The following is an 18,513-nucleotide window of genomic DNA, read 5'->3' as shown; positions in this document are numbered from 1 at the left end:
AGATGGGCAAAACTCAAAAATATCACAGAGAGATCGCAGAAAAAGAACTAATTGTTTGGGAGCAGTGCGATTCTCCTTTTGAGAGAGTAATAACCTATAAAAAGACAATAGAGGAGTTTAAGGTGTGGAGGGCTGTGCGATTCCCTCCCCTGGGAGGATGTAGGGAGGGGTTTCAGCGAGATGCCTTGTCGTTACAAAGGCGTATAAACCTCTCCCTGCCAACACGCAATCCTAACGGGCCCCTCCCAAGGGAGGGAATTGCCAATTCATTGACTATTACTCTTGAGATGAGCAGAGAGGAGTGTTTCTCTTTTTTTAAACTGATCACCTCACTGCTGTTTTTGCTCCTTTTTTCACATAGTTACCTTTTTGCACAGCGTAGTGATATCTCATTAAATACCAACTGGAAAAGTATTGCCGATGATAACAACCCAAAGGCAAACGCCGGTTTTGAGCAAACCGGTTTTAATGATGCTAAATGGGAAACGGTAAATGTTCCTCATAACTGGGATACATACGGCGGCTATCGCCGCCTGAAACATGGCAACAGACATGGTATCGCACGGTATCGTAAAATATTCCCGCTTGAAAATAAGCAAAATGATAAGCGGTATTTCCTGTGGTTTGAGGGCGTTGGCTCATACGCTACGGTTTGGCTTAATGGTAAGCAAGTTGGCTATCACGCGGGCGGGCGCACGTCATTTACCATTGATGTAACGGATGCTATCAAAGCAGGCAAACAAAATCTGTTATGCGTTAAGGCTGATCACCCTTCGTTTATCAAAGATTTGCCATGGGTTTGCGGGGCCTGCTCCGATGATCCGGGTTTTTCGGAAGGTTCGCAGCCAATGGGTATTTTCAGACTGGTGCATTTGATGGTCACTAACGCCGTCAGGATTGAACCTTTTGGTGTACATATCTGGAATGATACCACCGTCCGTGAAAAATCGGCCACGCTTAATCTCGAAACTGAAGTTAAAAACTACAGTGGTAAGCCGTCTGCGATAACCGTGACAAACAGCATGGTTGATGCCGCTGGCAATACTATCGCGCAAGCAAAAGCAAAAAAAATATTAAAAGCCGGTGAGGTTAATACGGTAAGTCAACAATTTTCCGATGTTAAAAATGTGCATTTATGGTCGTTGGAAAAACCTTATTTATACAATGTGGTAACAGAGGTTTGGGCCGATGGAAAAGTGATTGACAGAACTCAAACCTCTTACGGTATCCGCTGGATCAACTGGCCCATTGGCCGAAATAATAAGGATAATCGTTTCTACCTCAATGGCAAGCCTGTTTTTATCAATGGCATTGCCGAGTATGAACACCTTATGGGCAAAAGTCAGGCTTTTGAAGCGCAGGAAATCAAAGCCCGGGTAATGCAGGTAAAGGCTGCAGGTTTTAATGCTTTTCGGGATGCTCATCAGCCTCATAATCTTGCATATCAGCAGTATTGGGATAAGCTGGGCATTTTATGGTGGCCGCAATATTCGGCACATATCTGGTATGATTCGCCGGAGTTCAGGGCCAATTACAAAGCTTTACTGATTGACTGGGTGAAAGAACGGCGCAATAGCCCGTCGGTAATATTATGGGGATTACAAAACGAAAGTAAGTTACCGGCCGATTTTGCCCGGGAATGCAGCGATCTCATCCGCAAGCTTGACCCTACAGCCTCATCGCAACGCAAAATAACAACCTGTAATGGCGGCGAAGGTACCGATTGGGACGTACCTCAAAACTGGACGGGTACCTACGGCGGTAACCCGCTTACCTATGGAGATGACCTGAAAAAACAAATCTTAGTAGGCGAATATGGTGCATGGCGAAGCCTTGGTTTACATACCGAAGGCCCTTTCAATGCAAATGGGCCGCTGAGTGAAGACCGTATGACCCAATTGATGGAAACCAAAGTCCGCCTGGCCGGGTCTGTAAAAGATCAGGTTGCGGGGCATTTTCAATGGCTGCTCTATTCGCATGAAAACCCTGGTCGCACACAAGGCGGCGAAGGGCAGCGGGAACTGGATAGGGTTGGCCCTGTTAACTATAAAGGTTTGTTTACACCTTGGGGGCAGCCAACCGATGCGTTTTACATGTACAGGGCCAATTATGCGCCTAAAGGTAGCGAGCCGATGGTTTACATTGTATCGCACACCTGGCCCAACCGTTGGCTTACTCCGGGTAAGAAGGATAGCATCATTGTTTACTCCAATTGCGATGAGGTTGAGCTTTTTAATGATCTCAACCATGAGTCTTTAGGTATACGAAAACGACAGGGTATCGGCACGCATTTTCAATGGCATGGCGCAGATATCAAATACAATGTGCTGTATGCTGTGGGATATGTTAATGGTAAGCAGGTAGCGCATGATGAGATCATGCTGAACCATCTGCCTTTTGCACCTCATTTATCTAAAGAAAATCCTTCTATCCTTAAACCGGAAGCGGATTACAACTATTTGTACCGCCTCAATTGTGGCGGACCGGATTATACTGATACCTACGGCAATACCTGGATGGCCGACAAACACCAGGATAATAAACATCAACCCGGCTCCACATCATGGACGGATGATTATCCGGGTATGCCTCAGTTTTTTGCCAGTCAGCAACGCACTTTCGATAGAATTGGTAATACGGCTGATGATGCCTTGTTCCAAACATTCAGGTATGGTTTGAATAAATTGAAATTCAACTTCCCGGTGCCGGACGGTGATTATCATATCGAACTATATTTTACCGAACCCTGGTATGGCACAGGCGGCGGGATGAACTGCTCGGGCTGGCGTTTGTTTGATGTAGCCCTGAATGGCAAAACCATGATCCGCAATCTTGATATCTGGAAAGAAGGTGGGTATGACAAGGCACTTAAAAAAAGTATCACTGCGCATGTTACAGGCGGGATGCTAACCATATCTTTTCCAAACGCTGCAGCCGGCGAAGCAATCATATCTGCTATTGCTATCAGTACTTTAAACAAAACAGTAAAGCCACAACAGGCAGGTAATGGAATAATTAGTCAGCTACAGGGAAATAATAAATGGGTAGTAAAAAGCTGGATGGACATCGGCCAGAAACAATACACCGATGCGGGGGGAACCTTTAACGATCTGCCGCCAATATTTTACGGGGCCGATTGGATAAGCACTGCTAATTCAGCCCAGACGCAAACCGGTTCATTTATTTTAAATGCCGATGCTGATGTTTATGTTGCTATGGATGTACAGGCATCACAAAGGACAGATTGGGTTGCCGATTATGAATATACCGGTTTATTTGTAAAAAATGATTACGATGGGGGGCATCAACTGGCTGTTTACAGGAAACGTTTTAAAAAGGCTGATGTAGTTACGTTAGGCGAAAATAAAGGCAGGTTCATGTACACTGTGGTGGTGCTGCCTGTTACTTCGCTGCAACCTGCTACTGACCTTCGTAAAACCGTAAGTTATAAAGCGGAGACGGCTGAGATAAAAGGCGATGGTTTAATAGCCGACACCCTGAACGGAAAAAAAGTAATTAAATTTAACAGCGTGGCAAGCGGCAGTGTGGCATTCGTGTTAACACCGGGTGTTGCCGATCTGTACGCCTTGCGCATAAAATATTATAACCAGAGCAATCAAACTTTTACGGCAAAAATGCAATTACTGGCCGCCGATGGTACGGTGATGAAGGAGGAGGAACTGAGTTTTAAACCGGTTGCTAAAAATAAATCTGGCACGGTTGCAACCAATACGGGCACAAGTATCAACGCGGGGAATTATAAGCTGGTAATCACAGGAATTAAGGCCGATGGTTTGGCTGTTTCGGGTATCGAAATGCAATAAAATATTAACATGAAAAAAAGGATCAGCCTGTTGTTTTTGTTACTGCCCTTCGGCCTTTTTGCGCAAAGCCTGAAGGTGTTAAACCTGCAATGCGAGTACAAAACCAATCCGTTGGGTATCGAATCGCTTAAGCCAAAGCTGAGCTGGCAAATGCAAAGCGATGCCCACAGCACCCTGCAAACCGCTTACCGGGTTTTGGTTGCCGGTGACGCTGCTAAACTCAAAAGTAATATTGCCGATATATGGGATTCGGGAAAGGTATCATCCGGTGCATCGCTGCAGGTTTCATGTAATGGTAAGCCTATGCAAGCCGCAAAAACATATTACTGGAAGGTAATGGTTTGGGACAACCATGGCAAAGCATCGGCATGGAGTAATACTGCCAGCTGGCAAATGGGCCTGCTTATAAAAAAAGACTGGCATGGTGCCGATTGGATAGCTTATGATAAATTACCTGATTCATCGGCCATTGTTCCCTTTTATCATGGCAAAGGGCCCAAAAAATTGGGTGCTGCTAATGATGTTTTGCCTTTGATTAGGAAGGCATTTAATGTGGAAGAGAAGTTAAAAAAAGCTACACTTTTTTTATGTGGGTTAGGCCATTTTGAGTTGAGTTTGAACGGAAAAAAAGTTGGCGATCATTTCCTTGATCCCGGGTGGACAAAATATGATAAGCAGGCACTATATGCGCCTTTTGATGTAACTGAGCAGCTTATCGCCGGAAAAAATACCATAGGCGTAATGCTGGGCAACGGATTTTACTATATCCCGCGGGATAAGCGTTATCGCAAGCTCACCGGTGCCTTTGGTTATCCTAAAATGATTTGCCGTTTGATGCTGGAATATGATAACGGCAAGGTAGAAAATGTTGTTAGTGATGGCTCATGGAAAACGGCACCTTCGCCGGTTACTTTCAGCAGCATTTATGGTGGCGAGGATTATAACGCTAACCTTGAGCAACCGGGTTGGAATACCAACAATTTTGACGACTTAAAATGGCGAAATGTTGTTAAAGTAGATGGCATACCCGAATTGAACGCGCAAATGGCCGAGCCTTTGAAAATTATGCAGGCGTTGAAGCCTCAAAATAAAAAGCAACTTGCTAATGGTGCATGGATCTATGATTTGGGCCAGAACTTTTCAGGAATCCCGCAAATTACTGTGCAAGGTAAAAAAGGAGATACCGTGCGTATTATCCCCGCCGAATTGGTGAATGAAGATGGCAGCGCTAATCAGAAAGCTTCCGGCAGTCCACATTATTATGATTATGTGTTGAAGGGCAACGTTGTTGAAACCTGGCACCCCTTGTTTACTTATTACGGTTTCAGGTATTTGCAGGCGCAGGGCGCTGTTCCCCAAGGAGAAACCAATGTATCGAAGCGACCCGTGATCGTTGATATTAAAGGGTTGCACACCCGTAACAGTGCCGAAACCGTGGGCAGTTTCGCCTGTTCAAATGAGCTGTTTAACAAAACGTTTAAACTGATTGACTGGGCCATGAAAAGTAATATGGCCAGCGTATTTACCGATTGCCCTCACCGCGAAAAACTGGGCTGGCTGGAAGAAGCGCATTTAGTCGGCAGCTCCCTGCATTACAATTATGATATCGTGGGCCTTGCCCGCAAGTGTATTAACGATATGTGTATTTCTCAAACAGAAGATGGGCTGATCCCCGAAATTTCGCCTGAATATGTAAAGTTTGACGAGCCTTTCCGCGATTCGCCTGAGTGGGGGAGCAACGCGGTGATCCTGCCATGGTATGTGTACCAGTGGTACGGCGATAAAGAGGTGCTTACGCAGAACTATGATATGATCAAGCGATACCTGGCTTATCTCGACAAAAAATCAAAAAATCATTTGCTGTATCAGGGTTTGGGCGATTGGTATGATCTTGGTCCAAATCCTCCCGGCGTTTCGCAGTTAACACCACAAGGAATTACGGCAACTTCGCTGTATTATTATGACCTTGATATAGCCAGAAAAATAGCTACGCTGCTTGGCAAAAACGATGATGCAGCATCATACAAAAAACTGGCTGCTGAAGTTAAACGGGTCTATAACAAAACGTTTTTTAATACTGACACTAAACAATACGGCACAGGCAGCCAGGCTGCCAACGCTATGTCGGTTTATGCCGGTTTGGTTGAACCACAATATAAAACTGCTGTGGTTAACAATATTGTAAAAGACATCCGCGACCGTGGTAATGCCCTTACCGCCGGTGATATTGGTTACCGTTACCTGCTGCGCGTGCTGGATGATGAGGGCCGTTCGGATGTGATCTACGATATGAACAGTCGTGCGGATGTACCTGGCTATGGTTATCAGTTGGCTCACGGTGCCACAGCCTTAACCGAATCATGGGCGGCATTGCCTTCGGTATCCAACAACCATTTTATGTTGGGGCACCTGATGGAGTGGTTTTACAGCGGTCTGGCCGGGATCCGTCCGGCAGATGATGCCATCGCATTTAATAAAATCGAGATCAGACCAGAAACAGTAGGCAACGTTACCTGGGCTAAGGCTAATTATCAATCGCCCTATGGCAATATTTCAAGCAGCTGGACGAAGGGCCAGGGGCAGTTTAAATTAGAAGTGAAAATCCCCGCAAATACTATCGCAAGTATTTTTCTGCCCGTAAAAAGCAATGCCGCTGTTATGGTAGATGGGCAAAATATCAAAACCCGCCATGATCTTAAGTTTATCGGCTATCACGATGGAAAAGCAGAAATCAAGGTGGGATCGGGTAATTACACATTTATCGCCAAATAATATTAAAACTAAAATGAAACACATTTTTAAATCATCTGCATTCCTTATCTGTACTTTGTTACTACTTAGGGCACATGCCCAGGAAGTACCCGAAAAGGTGATGAAAGATATTTACGAGCAGGTTAAAACGCCTTACAAATATGGCCTGGTGATAGCTCCCGAAGATAATAGCCAAAAGGCTGATTGCCCTACGGTTTTTCGCCAGGGTAACAGCTGGTATATGAGCTATATTATTTTTAACGGTCGGGGTTATGAAACCTGGCTGGCCGATAGTAGGGACCTGCTGCACTGGAAAACACGGAGCCGCATCCTTTCATTTTCGGACGATACTACCAAATGGGACAATAACCAAAAAGCCGGTTATGTCGGTTTGCAGGATTATAAATGGGGTGGATCATACAAATTGCAGCAGTATAATGGCAAATATTGGTTATCGTATTTTGGCGGGCAAAGCAAAGGCTATGAGAAAGGTTTACTATCCATAAGTGTGGCTTCTACCGATAAAGATCCGGGTACGGTTCACGAGTGGCAGGGATTAGATCATCCGGTATTGTCAAGTATTGATAAAGATGTAAGCTGGTGGGATAACCATACGCAATACAAACAAACCATGATCTGGGATAAAAAGAAGCTAACCGGTCACCCGTTCATTATGTACTACAACGCCAATGGCGACAGCGTTAATAAAAAGCGAGGAGCGGAGCGCATTGGCATGGCTGTGTCTGATGATATGCTGCACTGGAAACGCTTCGGTAAAGACCCGGTATTGAATCACGGCGACGGTATTACCGGCGACCCGTACATTCAGCAAATAGGAAATGTATATGTCATGTTTTATTTCGGCGCTTTCTGGAAAACCGGCGACTCAGGCGTGTTTAACCGCTTTGCCTGCTCGTATGACCTGGTGCACTGGACAGATTGGACAGGGGAGAAGCTCATTCAATCGTCTGAGCCTTATGATAATATGTTTGCCCATAAATCGTGTGTGGTGAAATACAAAGGCGTGGTTTATCACTTTTATTGTGCTGTAAACAAAGCAGATCAGCGCGGTATAGCGGTTGCCGTGTCGAAAGATCTGGGTAAAAGTGAGCTCAACTTTGTTGCGCCGCCTGTTAAGAAAAGCAAAACGAAATAAATGAGGTTTCATTATCTATATACGCTGTGTTTAATGTTTTTAGTAACCGGCTTTGCATCGGCGCAAAACGTACGCAGAACCGAAAGTTTTAACACCGGCTGGAAGTTTTTTTGGGGAGATGATTCGGCTGCAAACGCGGCGAAATATGAGGATAGCCGCTGGCGAAAACTTGAGCTCCCACACGATTGGAGTATCGAGGGTAAATTCGACAGTAAAAATCCTACTACACAGGCCGAGGGTGGATTGCCTGCAGGTGTTGGCTGGTATCGTAAAAGCTTTCTGATCCCTGCATCGTCAAAAACTAAAACTATTTTAATTGATTTTGACGGCGTTTTTCACAACAGCGAAGTTTGGATCAATGGACATTATTTAGGCAAGCGGCCCAACGGCTATATTTCGTTCAGGTATGATTTAACACCTTACCTCAAATTCGGTACACAACAAAATGTTATGGCCGTGAGGGTTGATAACAGCGATCAGCCTAATTCACGCTGGTACACTGGATCGGGCATTTACCGCAATGTTTGGCTAACCACTGCCAATAAAATCCATCTGCCGCAATGGTCGTCATTTATAACCACGCCGCAGGTTGATCATCAAAAAGCAGAGATTTATATTCGTACGGTTTTGCCGGTTTCTGTTAACTCAAAGTTTAAGCTTAAAGCTTCTGTTTTGGATGATAATGGCAAGATTGTTGGATCTGTCACTACTACCGTAAAGGACACTGTAATTCAACAAAACGTTCAGGTAAACAATCCTCAATTATGGTCGATAAATCACCCCTATCTGTATAAAGTAAAACTGCAGTTGTTTGCTGCTGATAAGGTTATCGATGATTACACAACTACCACAGGTATACGTTATTTCAACTTTGATACAGATAAAGGTTTCAGCTTAAATGGTGAGCCGATGAAAATTCATGGCGTATGTCTGCACCATGACCAGGGAGCTTTGGGTACTGCCGTTAATACCCGCGCAATCGAACGGCAATTGCAGATCTTAAAGGATATGGGTTGTAATGCTATCCGTACATCTCATAATCCTCCCGCGCCGGAATTACTCGACCTATGTGATAAAATGGGTTTCCTGGTGATGGACGAGGCTTTTGATATGTGGAAGAAGAAAAAAAGCAAGCATGATTACCACGAAGATTGGGATAAATGGCATGTGAAAGACCTGAAAGACCAGGTTTTACGCGATCGTAACCATCCATCTGTTTTTGCATGGAGTATTGGTAACGAAATAAGGGAACAGTTTGATAGTACAGGTGTAAGTATTGGTCGCGAGCTGGTTAAAATTGTAAAGCAACTGGATAATACCAGGCCGGTTACATCGGCACTGAGCGATGCCGATCCTAAAAAGAATTTCATTTATCAGTCGGGCGCGCTTGACCTAATTGGCTTAAATTATCACCAGGAGGTTTATGTAGATTTTAAGAAAAACTACCCCGGTCAAAAGTTTATCGGTACCGAAAATATGTCGGCCCTGGCAACAAGGGGGCATTATGATATGCCGTCGGATAGTATCAGACGCTGGCCCAAAGATGGCAAAACACCTTTGAAGGATGGCAATGCTGATTTGACGGTATCAGCCTACGATAATGTTTCAGCCTATTGGGGCTCAACGCACGAGGAAACCTGGAAGATCATCAAAAAGTATGATTTTCTTTCAGGGCTTTTTGTGTGGACAGGCTTTGATTACATCGGCGAACCAACCCCGTACTTATGGCCGGCCCGCAGTTCGTACTTTGGCATTGTTGATTTGGCCGGTTTTCCGAAAGATATTTATTACATGTACCAAAGCGAGTGGACAAATAAGCCGGTTTTACATCTTTTACCGCACTGGAACTGGAAACCCGGACAAATGATTGATGTATGGGCTTATTACAACAATGCCGATGAAGTAGAAGCATTTCTGAATGGCAAGTCGATAGGTGTGAGGAAAAAAAATGGCGAAGATCTGCATGTGATGTGGCGTGTGAAATATGAACCGGGAGTTTTGAAAGCGGTATCGCGCCGTAATGGTGAAGTGGTGTTGGCAACGGAAGTGGTTACAGCGGGCGAGCCTTATAAAATACAGCTAAAAGCAGATCGGGATAAAATTAAAGCCGATGGTAAAGATCTTTCGTACATTACCGTATCTGTTTTGGATAAAAACAACGTTCCGGTGCCCGATGCTAATCAGTTGGTGAAATTTAAAGTAACCGGGCAGGGAATACTAAAAGGTGTGGATAACGGTTCACAAACAGATCTGGAACCTTTTGTATCTGATCAGCATCGCCTGTTTAATGGTTTGGGATTGGCTATTATCCAATCTAAAGCTGTTGCCGGGGAAATTACCATTACTGCTACGGCTGGTGGACTGAAACCGGCTCACTTAATTATTGAAAGTAACCGTATCGCTTTTAAATTACAATTACAAAAATAAAGAGTGAATATGAAGTCCTTAAAAATAGTTTCAGGTGTAGTTTTTATAATTATAGGAGTTCTTTTCTTTATCTTTTTAAGAATGCTGAATGACCCGGAAATTGAAGGTGAATCTGGAAGGATCGGTTTAGATACATATTTCATTTCCCTTATCCCCATAACAATAGGTCTGATTATTTTATTCTTTAAAAAAAAGTGAAAAAAAATTGCAGCCGCCGCTTGGCTCCGGCTGAGTGGCAGCTATCAAGCGGCCTCTGGCCGCCGTAAACAAGTGTGGTGTATACCGGCCGGAGGCCGGAGAATAGTTGCCACTCAGCCGGAGCCAAGCGGCGGCGTTTTTTGTTTGTATATTTATTTGTTGGTGATAATATCCTACAATAGCAGGCGAAAATATTACAGTAAAGGCTAACAGCAGTACGTTACATTTGTTATGCAATTTATAAACCATAACATTAAATTTACTGTACTACCCGATTAACGCATGAAAGTGTTGCCCGTGTTAGATTTTACCATTATAGGTATTTACCTTATAGCTATGGTGCTGGTGGGTTTTTATTTTTCGCGTAAAAATAAAAATGCCGAGCAGTTCACCGTTGCATCTGGTTTAATACCGGGCTGGGCTATCGGTTTATCAATTTATGCTACTTTTTTAAGCAGTAACACCTTTTTAGGGGTACCCGGCAAAGCCTACGGCGGCAACTGGAACGCTTTTGTGTTTAGCTTATCGATGCCATTTGCAGCCTGGATAGCCGTAAAATATTTTATACCATTTTATCGTAATACCGGCAATATTTCAGCCTATACACATTTCGAAAAACGCTTTGGTCCATGGGCCAGGGTTTATGCGGTTATTTGTTTTTTGCTTACGCAGATAGCCCGCATGGGATCTGTATTTTTTGGTATAGCGTTAAGTCTGCAGGCGCTTACCGGTCTGTCTATGAAGTCCATTATGGTGGTAATGGGAATCTCTATTATCCTGTACACAGTATCAGGAGGGATCAAAGCTGTGATCTGGACAGAAGTTGTGCAGGCCATCATCAAGACTTTAGGAGCGCTGCTGATCATTTATTTGGTGGTAAACAGCATCCCCGGCGGCTTTGATAAGATCGTAGAAATTGGCAAAGCTGATCACAAATTCAGTCTGGGTAGTTTTTCATTGAACCTTACCGAACCAACTTTTTGGGTGATCCTGTTCTACGGTTTCTTCATCAATCTAAATAATTTTGGGATGGATCAAAATTATATCCAGCGTTATCATGCGGCTACATCTACTAAGCAGGCTGCCAAATCAGTTTGGCTTTGTGTTGGTATTTATGTGCCCGCTTCTTTCCTGTTTTTTGTAATAGGGTCATGCTTATATGCTTACTACAGCCAGCATCCTGATCTGATCTTAAGCCTTAAGCACCAGGTAGCTATCGAGCGCCTGCCTGCAACGGCTTCGGCAACCGATGTTTCGGCATTTATGAACAAATTAACCCCTGCCGATTACGGTGATAAGATCATGCCGCATTTTATGGTTACCAAAATCCCGGCAGGATTGGTTGGTATTATTGTAGCTGCTATTTTATCAGCTGCCATGAGCACCATCAGTTCGGGCATGAACTCATCAGCTACTGTTTTTACCATCGACATTTACAAACGCTACTTTAAGCCGCAACTCAATGATAAAAATACATTGAACGTCCTGCACATTGGTACCGTACTTTTTGGCTTTGCAGGCATGGCGGCAGGCATAGCCATGATAGGGGTAAAAAGTATTCTTGATTTATGGTGGCAGCTTTCGGGGATTTTTGCAGCAGGTATGCTCGGTTTGTTTTTGCTGGGCATTATCAGCAGGCAAACCCGTAACCATGAGGCCATCATTGCCAGTATCATAGGTGTTTTGGTGATCCTTTGGCTTACTTTTCCGTCACTCATTCCCGAGCAATACGCCGTTCTTCGCAGTACGCTCAATACCAACATGATCATTGTTGCGGGTACCCTCGCTATATTTTTAACAGGAATATTTTTAACCAAAACAAGGCAGTTAACAGTTTAATAATCATCAAATGGAACAATCAAAAAAGGGTTTTATCCCGGTAATGTTAACGCCTTTTAAAGATAACGGTGCTATTGATTATGCAGCGCTGACCCGCTTAACCGAAATGTACCTGCGCGCGGGTGCGGCCGGTGTGTTTGCCAATTGCCTCTCGAGCGAAATGTTTGAACTGAGCGGTGAGGAGCGGTTAGCAATTATCAAACACGTGGTTGAAACTGTTGATGGCGCTGTTCCTGTTGTAGCTACCGGTACCTTTGGTGGCCCGGTTGAAAAGCAAGCTGATTTTATAAAGAGGGTGTATGATACCGGCACTTCAGCGGTAATTGCTATTACCAGTTTAATGGCCGATGCAAATGAGCCGGATACTGCGCTTAATGATCGCGTTTTTGATCTTTTTGATCAAACAGAAAATATTCCTTTAGGGTTTTACGAATGTCCCGTGCCATACAAAAGGTTATTATCGGCAGAACAGCTTCATCATTTTGCAGCAACAGGCAGGGTAATATATCATAAAGATACCTGTCTTAAAATTGACGTGGTAAAACAGAAATTGGAGGCAAGTAAAATTAACTCAGCTTTTGGTTTGTATGATGCTTACATGGTTCATGCGGTTGAATCGCTTAAAGCAGGTTCGGCGGGATTGTCATGTATCCAGGGGAATTTCTTCCCTGAGCTTATTGTTTGGTTATGCAATCATTATGCCGATGCATCGCGCCAGCATGAGGTTGCCATGGTACAGGAATTTCTAACCGAAAATATGGATGTGATGCATAATGTTTACCCGGTTATTGCTAAATATTATCTTACCAAACGCGGTTTGAAAATATCTACCACCACCCGGCGCGATGTTGGCTACTTTTCGCCAGCCATCCGCAATAAGATCGAGGATCTGTATAGTAGTTATACTATGTTGCAAAGTGAGATAGGTATTGATTAGTCTTAAGTCGAAAGCCTTAAGTTCTAAGTAAGAAGTCATGATTTGACTCAAGACTTTCGACTAAGGACTTGAGACTTAACCAAACTAAGCAGAAATCGCCTGCTTTTGTCCTTTAATATACCGGCGTTTATACTCAAGCGGGGTCATGCCGGTAACCCGTTTAAAGTGTCGGTAAAAATTAGAGATGTTGTTATAACCGCATTCAAAGCACAAAACCTCGGTGGGTAATTTGTCCTCAATCAAAAACCGGCAGGCATGACTGATCCTGATCTCGGTTAAAAAATCAAAATACGTTTTCTTGGTCATCAGTTTAAAATATCGGCAAAAGGAGGTGACACTGAGGTTGCCAATGGCCGCTATTTTTTCCAGGCTGATCTCCTGTTTATAGTTGGCCAGCGTATAGGAGCATACTTTATTAAGGCGAATGGTGTCCGACTCATTAGATTGGTGAAAATCGCTGTGTGATAAAGTTATCGGTTCAAAATCTTCATTTTCGGCCAGTACTTTTAGTATGGATAGCAGGATAATGATCCTGTCGAGGTTGGTGGCTTCCGCTGCCTGCCGCATCAGTTTGGCCAGTTCGGTTCTTGCTTCGCCCTTAATTACCATTCCGCTTTTAGCTTTCTCAAACAACTTGGGCAGCATGAACGCTTCGGGTAAATTTAACAAATAACGACCAAGGCAGTCGGGCAAAAAGTGGATCACGATCACCTCAACATTCAGCCCGGAATCAGGTAAAAAATATTCGTCCTTGCACCGCCAGCAGTGTGGGAGGGCCTCTCCCAGCAATGTAATTTCGCCTGGCGAAAAATTGCTGATATTATCACCAATAAACCTAACCCCTTCGCCCTTTATTACGTAGTGTAATTCAAGCTCGGGATGGTAGTGCCAGATACCCCGGAAGGTGGGCAAAATATCATGCCTGATACTGAATGAATTTTGCGGTTTAACCGCGACCTTGAGAAAATGGGGCTTCATTTTGTAAAAATCAATAAAGATTAGCAGGTGAGCGGACAATTAAGTATGCGTCGCGCTGGTTTATATTTTAAAAGTAGTAATTTTTAATCAAACTCAATTTGCACCAATGTAATTTTCTTTTGACAAAAAATTACGTTAACACGAAAAGCGGGTTATGATAAGATTGTATAATAAATAGATAAATACAAATAGGAAAGGCAAAGGCTAACCATTGATATTTGTTAAAGCAACTTGTAAATCAGGCTGCAGGATACCAGGAAATATAAACCAATAAAATTAATTATACTTTTTATCAGGCTTTTAGAACTGACAAGATTTTAACAGTTAATTAATTGTGATATGAACAATTAATTGCGTAAAAAAAATTGCAGGACACCATATACTTTTTTAAGGGCTTTTATAAAAACTGTAAAGAATTTAACCAATTGAAACAACCATGAAACACTTTAAATACATAGTGATATTGTTATTATCAGTTGCAATCAGTGAGGCTTTCGCGCAGGCACCAGTGGATAACAACTACCTAAAAGTTATAACCGAACGTTCAAATAAAATTGTTACAGGAGCAGGCATTACCGACTCGGTAAAATTTAAGAAAGTGCGTGATATTGTAGTTGCCCAATACAGTGATTTGAACACCATTTATGATGCGCGTAAAGCGAAAGTAAATGATATTAAAACCCAGATGCCCGATGATAAAGCAGGTGCCAATGCCAAAATCGCCCTTGTAGATAGTAATGTGGCTAAGCAGGTTAAGGTTTTACATACCTCATATATCAATAAGCTGAATAAGGAATTAAGCGCTGATGAGGTTGATAAAATAAAAGACGGTATGACCTACCGCATTTATCCAATCACTTATACCGCTTACCAGGATGAAATACCTACCCTTACCGGGGAGCAAAAAGACAAAATTAAAGGATGGCTGCTTGAAGCCAGGGAGAATGCTATAGATGCCGAATCGGCAGAGAAAAAACATGCCTGGTTTGGGAAGTTTAAGGGCCGCATTAATAATTACCTATCCGCACAGGGCTACGATATGAAAAAGGAGGGTGAAGAGTGGCAAAAACGGATCAAAGAGCGGCAGGCAGCAAAACAATAATTTTTGAACTAACCTAAATATCCCGGTATCATGAAATAAGCTTTAGCCGGGCAAACCAATTATACTAATTAATTAACCTGATCATGAAAATTAAATTATCAAGTTTATGAGAAAACTTTTCCTCTTACTTTCGGTGTTGCTGTGCTTAGGCAGCGCGCTAAAAGCCCAGGACCGTAATATAACAGGTACGGTTACGGACGAAAAAGGTGCTCCCCTGCCAGGGGTTGCCATCCAGGTAAAGGGCAGTACTACAGGTACTATCACCAATGCCGATGGTAAATATTCAATTAAGGCTACTAATCTGCAGGCCATTGTGGTTGGGGCTAAATTTCTTGGATACAATTACCAGGAAAAAACACTGAAGATTGGCGAAATGAATGCCGACTTTAAAATGGTACCATCACAAAATGCCCTCGATGAGGTTGTGGTAGTAGGTTACGGTACTCAAAAGAAGGTCCACTTAACAGGTGCTGTTGCCGCGGTGGATATGAAAACTATCCAGGATATACCAACCACTAATCTTGCTGCCGCATTACGCGGAACCAATGCTGCGGTAAGTGTTACCGGTGGTATTGCAAGGCCAGGCCAAAGCGGAACCATCACTATCCGTAACCCTGTTTTCCTGGCAAAGAATGGCGGTAGTACAACACCATTATACATTATTGATGGTGTACAACGTAGTGAAGCAGATTTCAACCTGCTTGATCAAAGTGAGGTGGAGAACATTTCGATATTGAAAGATGCAGCCGCTGCCATATACGGTATTTTAGGCGCGAACGGCGTTATCGTTGTAACAACCAAACGCGGCCAGGCCGGCGGGCCAAAGGTAAGCTTCAGTTCATCAGTAGGTATTGCCGATGCAATTCAGCTTCCTAAAATGATGTCGGGCTTTCAGATGGCTACTTATTTGAATGATATTGAGCAAACCAGGTATAACCACACCATAACACCCGAAGGTTATATCAACGGCGATTTAAGCAATAAAGACTTAAAATATTATACGCCGGATGAGCTTGAGTACTTTAAAAATAATAATCAAAATTTCCTGGAGCAGGCATTTAAACCGGCAGTAACCAGCAGGAACGCGTTGAGCATAACCGGCGGTAATGATAAGGTTACTTATTTCGCAGGCGCAAATTATGTAAACCAAAACTCCAACTTTAAAGGCGTAAATACCAACCGCTTTGGCTTCAGGGCCAGTGTCGACGCAAAAGTGGCGAAAGGTTTAAAACTGTCATTGTCATTGAGCGAAGATCTTGCCAAAAGCAAAATTTACTGGTATAAACTATCAAGTACCAGCGAAAGCCCCGATAACGACTTTCTGTCGCTTAACCAGGCACCACCATGGCAAAAATATTTTATCGACGGGCATCCTGTATATTTAGGAACCAGCAATAACGATAACCTTAACTTTTTTGCTGTTCAAAATTCTAACAACTACACAGGTAACAATAACACTGTATTTAATGGTTTAGCCAATTTGAGTTACGAAATTCCGGGTATTAGCGGCTTAACTGCCAATGTTAGCTACAACCGTAATCTTAATAATGCCTTTAACAAGCAATATGGCTCAACGTTTTATTACAACCAATACTCGGGCGAAGGCGACAATAACCATATTCCGGGAGGAACTGTGGTAGGCGTAAAAGCTATTAAAAATGGCGACAGGGTGCGCCTTACCCCTACAATGGCAGATAATTACCAGTTCAACGCCAACCTTACTTACCATAAACGTTTTGGGGCGCATGAAATTACTGCACTGGCTTTGTATGAGCAATATGAGTCATATAGTGAAGGTGTAGCTGCCGAAGCCGACGGAGTAATTGTAGGCGGAAAAGATAACCAGACATTCACCATCGGTGATCAATCGTCAAACCAGGCCACATTGGTGAAGGAATATGGCCGTAAAGCTGTTGCAGGTAGGATAAATTATGCCTACGCCGATAAATACCTGGTTGAATTGGCCATGAGGGCGGATGCCAATACCAACTTTGCACCGGGCCACCAGTGGGGATATTTCCCTTCGGCTTCAGCAGGCTGGGTAGTTTCAAAAGAAAACTTCTTTAAATCAGTAAGCTTTGTTGATCTTTTGAAATTCAGAGGTTCGGTAGGTTTGTTGGGTTCTGATAATACACCGTCATTCTTATACGCGGTTAACTACCAGTTTGGTACCGGCAACAAAGGCGGTGCTGTTTTCGGCGGCAATAGCGACAGGGGCCTCGGCGCACTGCTAAATATCGCTATCCCGAACGCTAATTTAACCTGGGACCATGACCTGAAAACAAACTACGGTTTAGATGCCGCTTTCCTGGGTAACCGCTTATCAGTTTCGGCCGATTATTTCTGGGAGCACCGCTATGATATGCTTGCATCGCTGAACACTTCAGTTCCTGTAACTATAGGCGCAGCGCCATCTGCCGAAAATTATGGTATTGTCAATACTTTCGGATACGAGATCTCTGTAAGCTGGAAAGACAAAATCGGTTCTAATTTTAGCTATAATTTTAGCCCGTTCTTTTCCTGGAGTGATAATAAATACATTAAATACGATATCGCTGCAGCGCAGGTGGGTACCATTCAAGATTTGACCGGTAAATCAAGCGATCAGGGAACACTGGGATACAAATCACTCGGTATTATCCGTACACAAGCCGATGCCGACGCGATCATTGCAGAAAGGGCCGCAGCAGCTGGTGGCGCGCAAAACGTTAAGATTTTTGGTTACGTGCCTTCACCTGGTATGATCAATTACGTTGACAAAAACGGCGACGGTGTTATCAAACAAAACGATCTCAACGACCAGTTTTATTTAGGTAAGAAATCATCAAACCACTACAATCTTGGTCTGAACTTTGGCGGTGCGTATAAAACATTAAGCTTAAATGTGGTTATGGGAATGAGCTGGGGTGGCAACCAATCAATTGAGAGCGCCGCCATTAAACAAGCCACGGCTAACCAGAACAGGCCTGTATTCTGGGCTGATCACTGGACCCCATCTAATCCAAATGCTAAATATCCCGACCCTTATTACTCGGACGATGTGAGTGCTACAAGTGATTTTTGGTTTGTTAGCCCCTTCACCTGGAATATCTCCAGTGCTAACTTAAGCTATACCCTGCCTGCTTCCATCACCAAAAGGCTCGGCATGTCAAGCATAAGGGCGTATGTGGTAGCTACAAACCCAATCAACTTTGTAAACCCGTTCCCCGAACATTATCGTGATATTTCATCACCATTTGGGGCATATCCCAACTTACGCACAGTATCTTTTGGTTTAAACTTAGGCTTCTAAACTTTGAAA

9 protein-coding genes are annotated in these 18,513 nt (G+C 43.5%); 8 read left to right on the top strand and 1 reads right to left on the bottom strand.

All coding sequences use genetic code 11. The features are described from left to right. Positions 1 to 2: 2 nt before the first annotated feature. The 6 genes from ABID99_RS19575 to ABID99_RS19550 all read left to right on the top strand — a co-directional run bounded on the left by ABID99_RS19575 (position 3) and on the right by ABID99_RS19550 (position 13,132). A complete protein-coding gene (locus tag ABID99_RS19575) occupies positions 3 to 3,824 on the top strand; it encodes a malectin domain-containing carbohydrate-binding protein (protein ID WP_373614850.1) in 3,822 nt (1,273 codons plus the stop codon). A 9-nt stretch (positions 3,825 to 3,833) separates the two neighbouring features. Then, positions 3,834 to 6,596, top strand: a complete 2,763-nt coding sequence (locus ABID99_RS19570; protein ID WP_373614849.1) for a family 78 glycoside hydrolase catalytic domain — start codon at positions 3,834 to 3,836, stop codon at positions 6,594 to 6,596. A 13-nt stretch (positions 6,597 to 6,609) separates the two neighbouring features. Continuing rightward, positions 6,610 to 7,731 carry a glycosylase gene (locus ABID99_RS19565; RefSeq protein WP_373614848.1) on the top strand — a complete coding sequence of 374 codons (1,122 nt, stop codon included), beginning with the start codon at positions 6,610 to 6,612 and terminating at the stop codon, positions 7,729 to 7,731. A 33-nt stretch (positions 7,732 to 7,764) separates the two neighbouring features. Beyond that, entirely contained in the window at positions 7,765 to 10,158 is a 2,394-nt protein-coding gene (gene galB, locus ABID99_RS19560; protein ID WP_373614847.1) for a beta-galactosidase GalB, read from the top strand. Positions 10,159 to 10,638: 480 nt separating this feature from the next. Continuing rightward, positions 10,639 to 12,195, top strand: a complete 1,557-nt coding sequence (locus tag ABID99_RS19555; RefSeq protein ID WP_373614846.1) for a sodium:solute symporter — start codon at positions 10,639 to 10,641, stop codon at positions 12,193 to 12,195. Positions 12,196 to 12,205: 10 nt separating this feature from the next. Further along, a complete protein-coding gene (locus ABID99_RS19550; RefSeq protein WP_373614845.1) occupies positions 12,206 to 13,132 on the top strand; it encodes a dihydrodipicolinate synthase family protein in 927 nt (308 codons plus the stop codon). An 84-nt stretch (positions 13,133 to 13,216) separates the two neighbouring features. Here the strand turns inward: ABID99_RS19550 and ABID99_RS19545 are convergent, their stop codons facing one another. Continuing rightward, positions 13,217 to 14,110: an AraC family transcriptional regulator gene (locus ABID99_RS19545; protein WP_354486636.1), complete on the bottom strand. Its 894-nt coding sequence runs from the start codon at positions 14,108 to 14,110 to the stop codon at positions 13,217 to 13,219. Positions 14,111 to 14,546: 436 nt separating this feature from the next. Here ABID99_RS19545 and ABID99_RS19540 point away from each other — a divergent pair, with 436 nt between their 5' ends. Continuing rightward, a complete protein-coding gene (locus ABID99_RS19540) occupies positions 14,547 to 15,212 on the top strand; it encodes a DUF3826 domain-containing protein (RefSeq protein WP_188832957.1) in 666 nt (221 codons plus the stop codon). A 106-nt stretch (positions 15,213 to 15,318) separates the two neighbouring features. Further along, positions 15,319 to 18,504 (top strand): SusC/RagA family TonB-linked outer membrane protein, encoded by a 3,186-nt coding sequence (locus ABID99_RS19535; protein ID WP_373614844.1) that lies wholly within the window; start codon positions 15,319 to 15,321, stop codon positions 18,502 to 18,504. Positions 18,505 to 18,513 lie beyond the last annotated feature (9 nt).

Origin of the sequence: Mucilaginibacter sp. OAE612, from assembly GCF_041806395.1 — a bacterium.
In the GTDB taxonomy this organism is placed as follows: domain Bacteria; phylum Bacteroidota; class Bacteroidia; order Sphingobacteriales; family Sphingobacteriaceae; genus Mucilaginibacter; species Mucilaginibacter rubeus.
This window is presented reverse-complemented; position numbering and strand designations above follow the sequence as displayed.

Coding starts and splice junctions, on each gene's coding strand:
- ABID99_RS19555 (WP_373614846.1), top strand. CDS start 10,639: ATGAAAGTGTTGCCCGTGTTAGATTTTACCATTATAGGTATTTACCTT.
- ABID99_RS19570 (WP_373614849.1), top strand. CDS start 3,834: ATGAAAAAAAGGATCAGCCTGTTGTTTTTGTTACTGCCCTTCGGCCTT.
- ABID99_RS19540 (WP_188832957.1), top strand. CDS start 14,547: ATGAAACACTTTAAATACATAGTGATATTGTTATTATCAGTTGCAATC.
- ABID99_RS19535 (WP_373614844.1), top strand. CDS start 15,319: ATGAGAAAACTTTTCCTCTTACTTTCGGTGTTGCTGTGCTTAGGCAGC.
- ABID99_RS19545 (WP_354486636.1), bottom strand. CDS start 14,110: ATGAAGCCCCATTTTCTCAAGGTCGCGGTTAAACCGCAAAATTCATTC.
- galB (WP_373614847.1), top strand. CDS start 7,765: ATGTTTTTAGTAACCGGCTTTGCATCGGCGCAAAACGTACGCAGAACC.
- ABID99_RS19550 (WP_373614845.1), top strand. CDS start 12,206: ATGGAACAATCAAAAAAGGGTTTTATCCCGGTAATGTTAACGCCTTTT.
- ABID99_RS19575 (WP_373614850.1), top strand. CDS start 3: ATGGGCAAAACTCAAAAATATCACAGAGAGATCGCAGAAAAAGAACTA.
- ABID99_RS19565 (WP_373614848.1), top strand. CDS start 6,610: ATGAAACACATTTTTAAATCATCTGCATTCCTTATCTGTACTTTGTTA.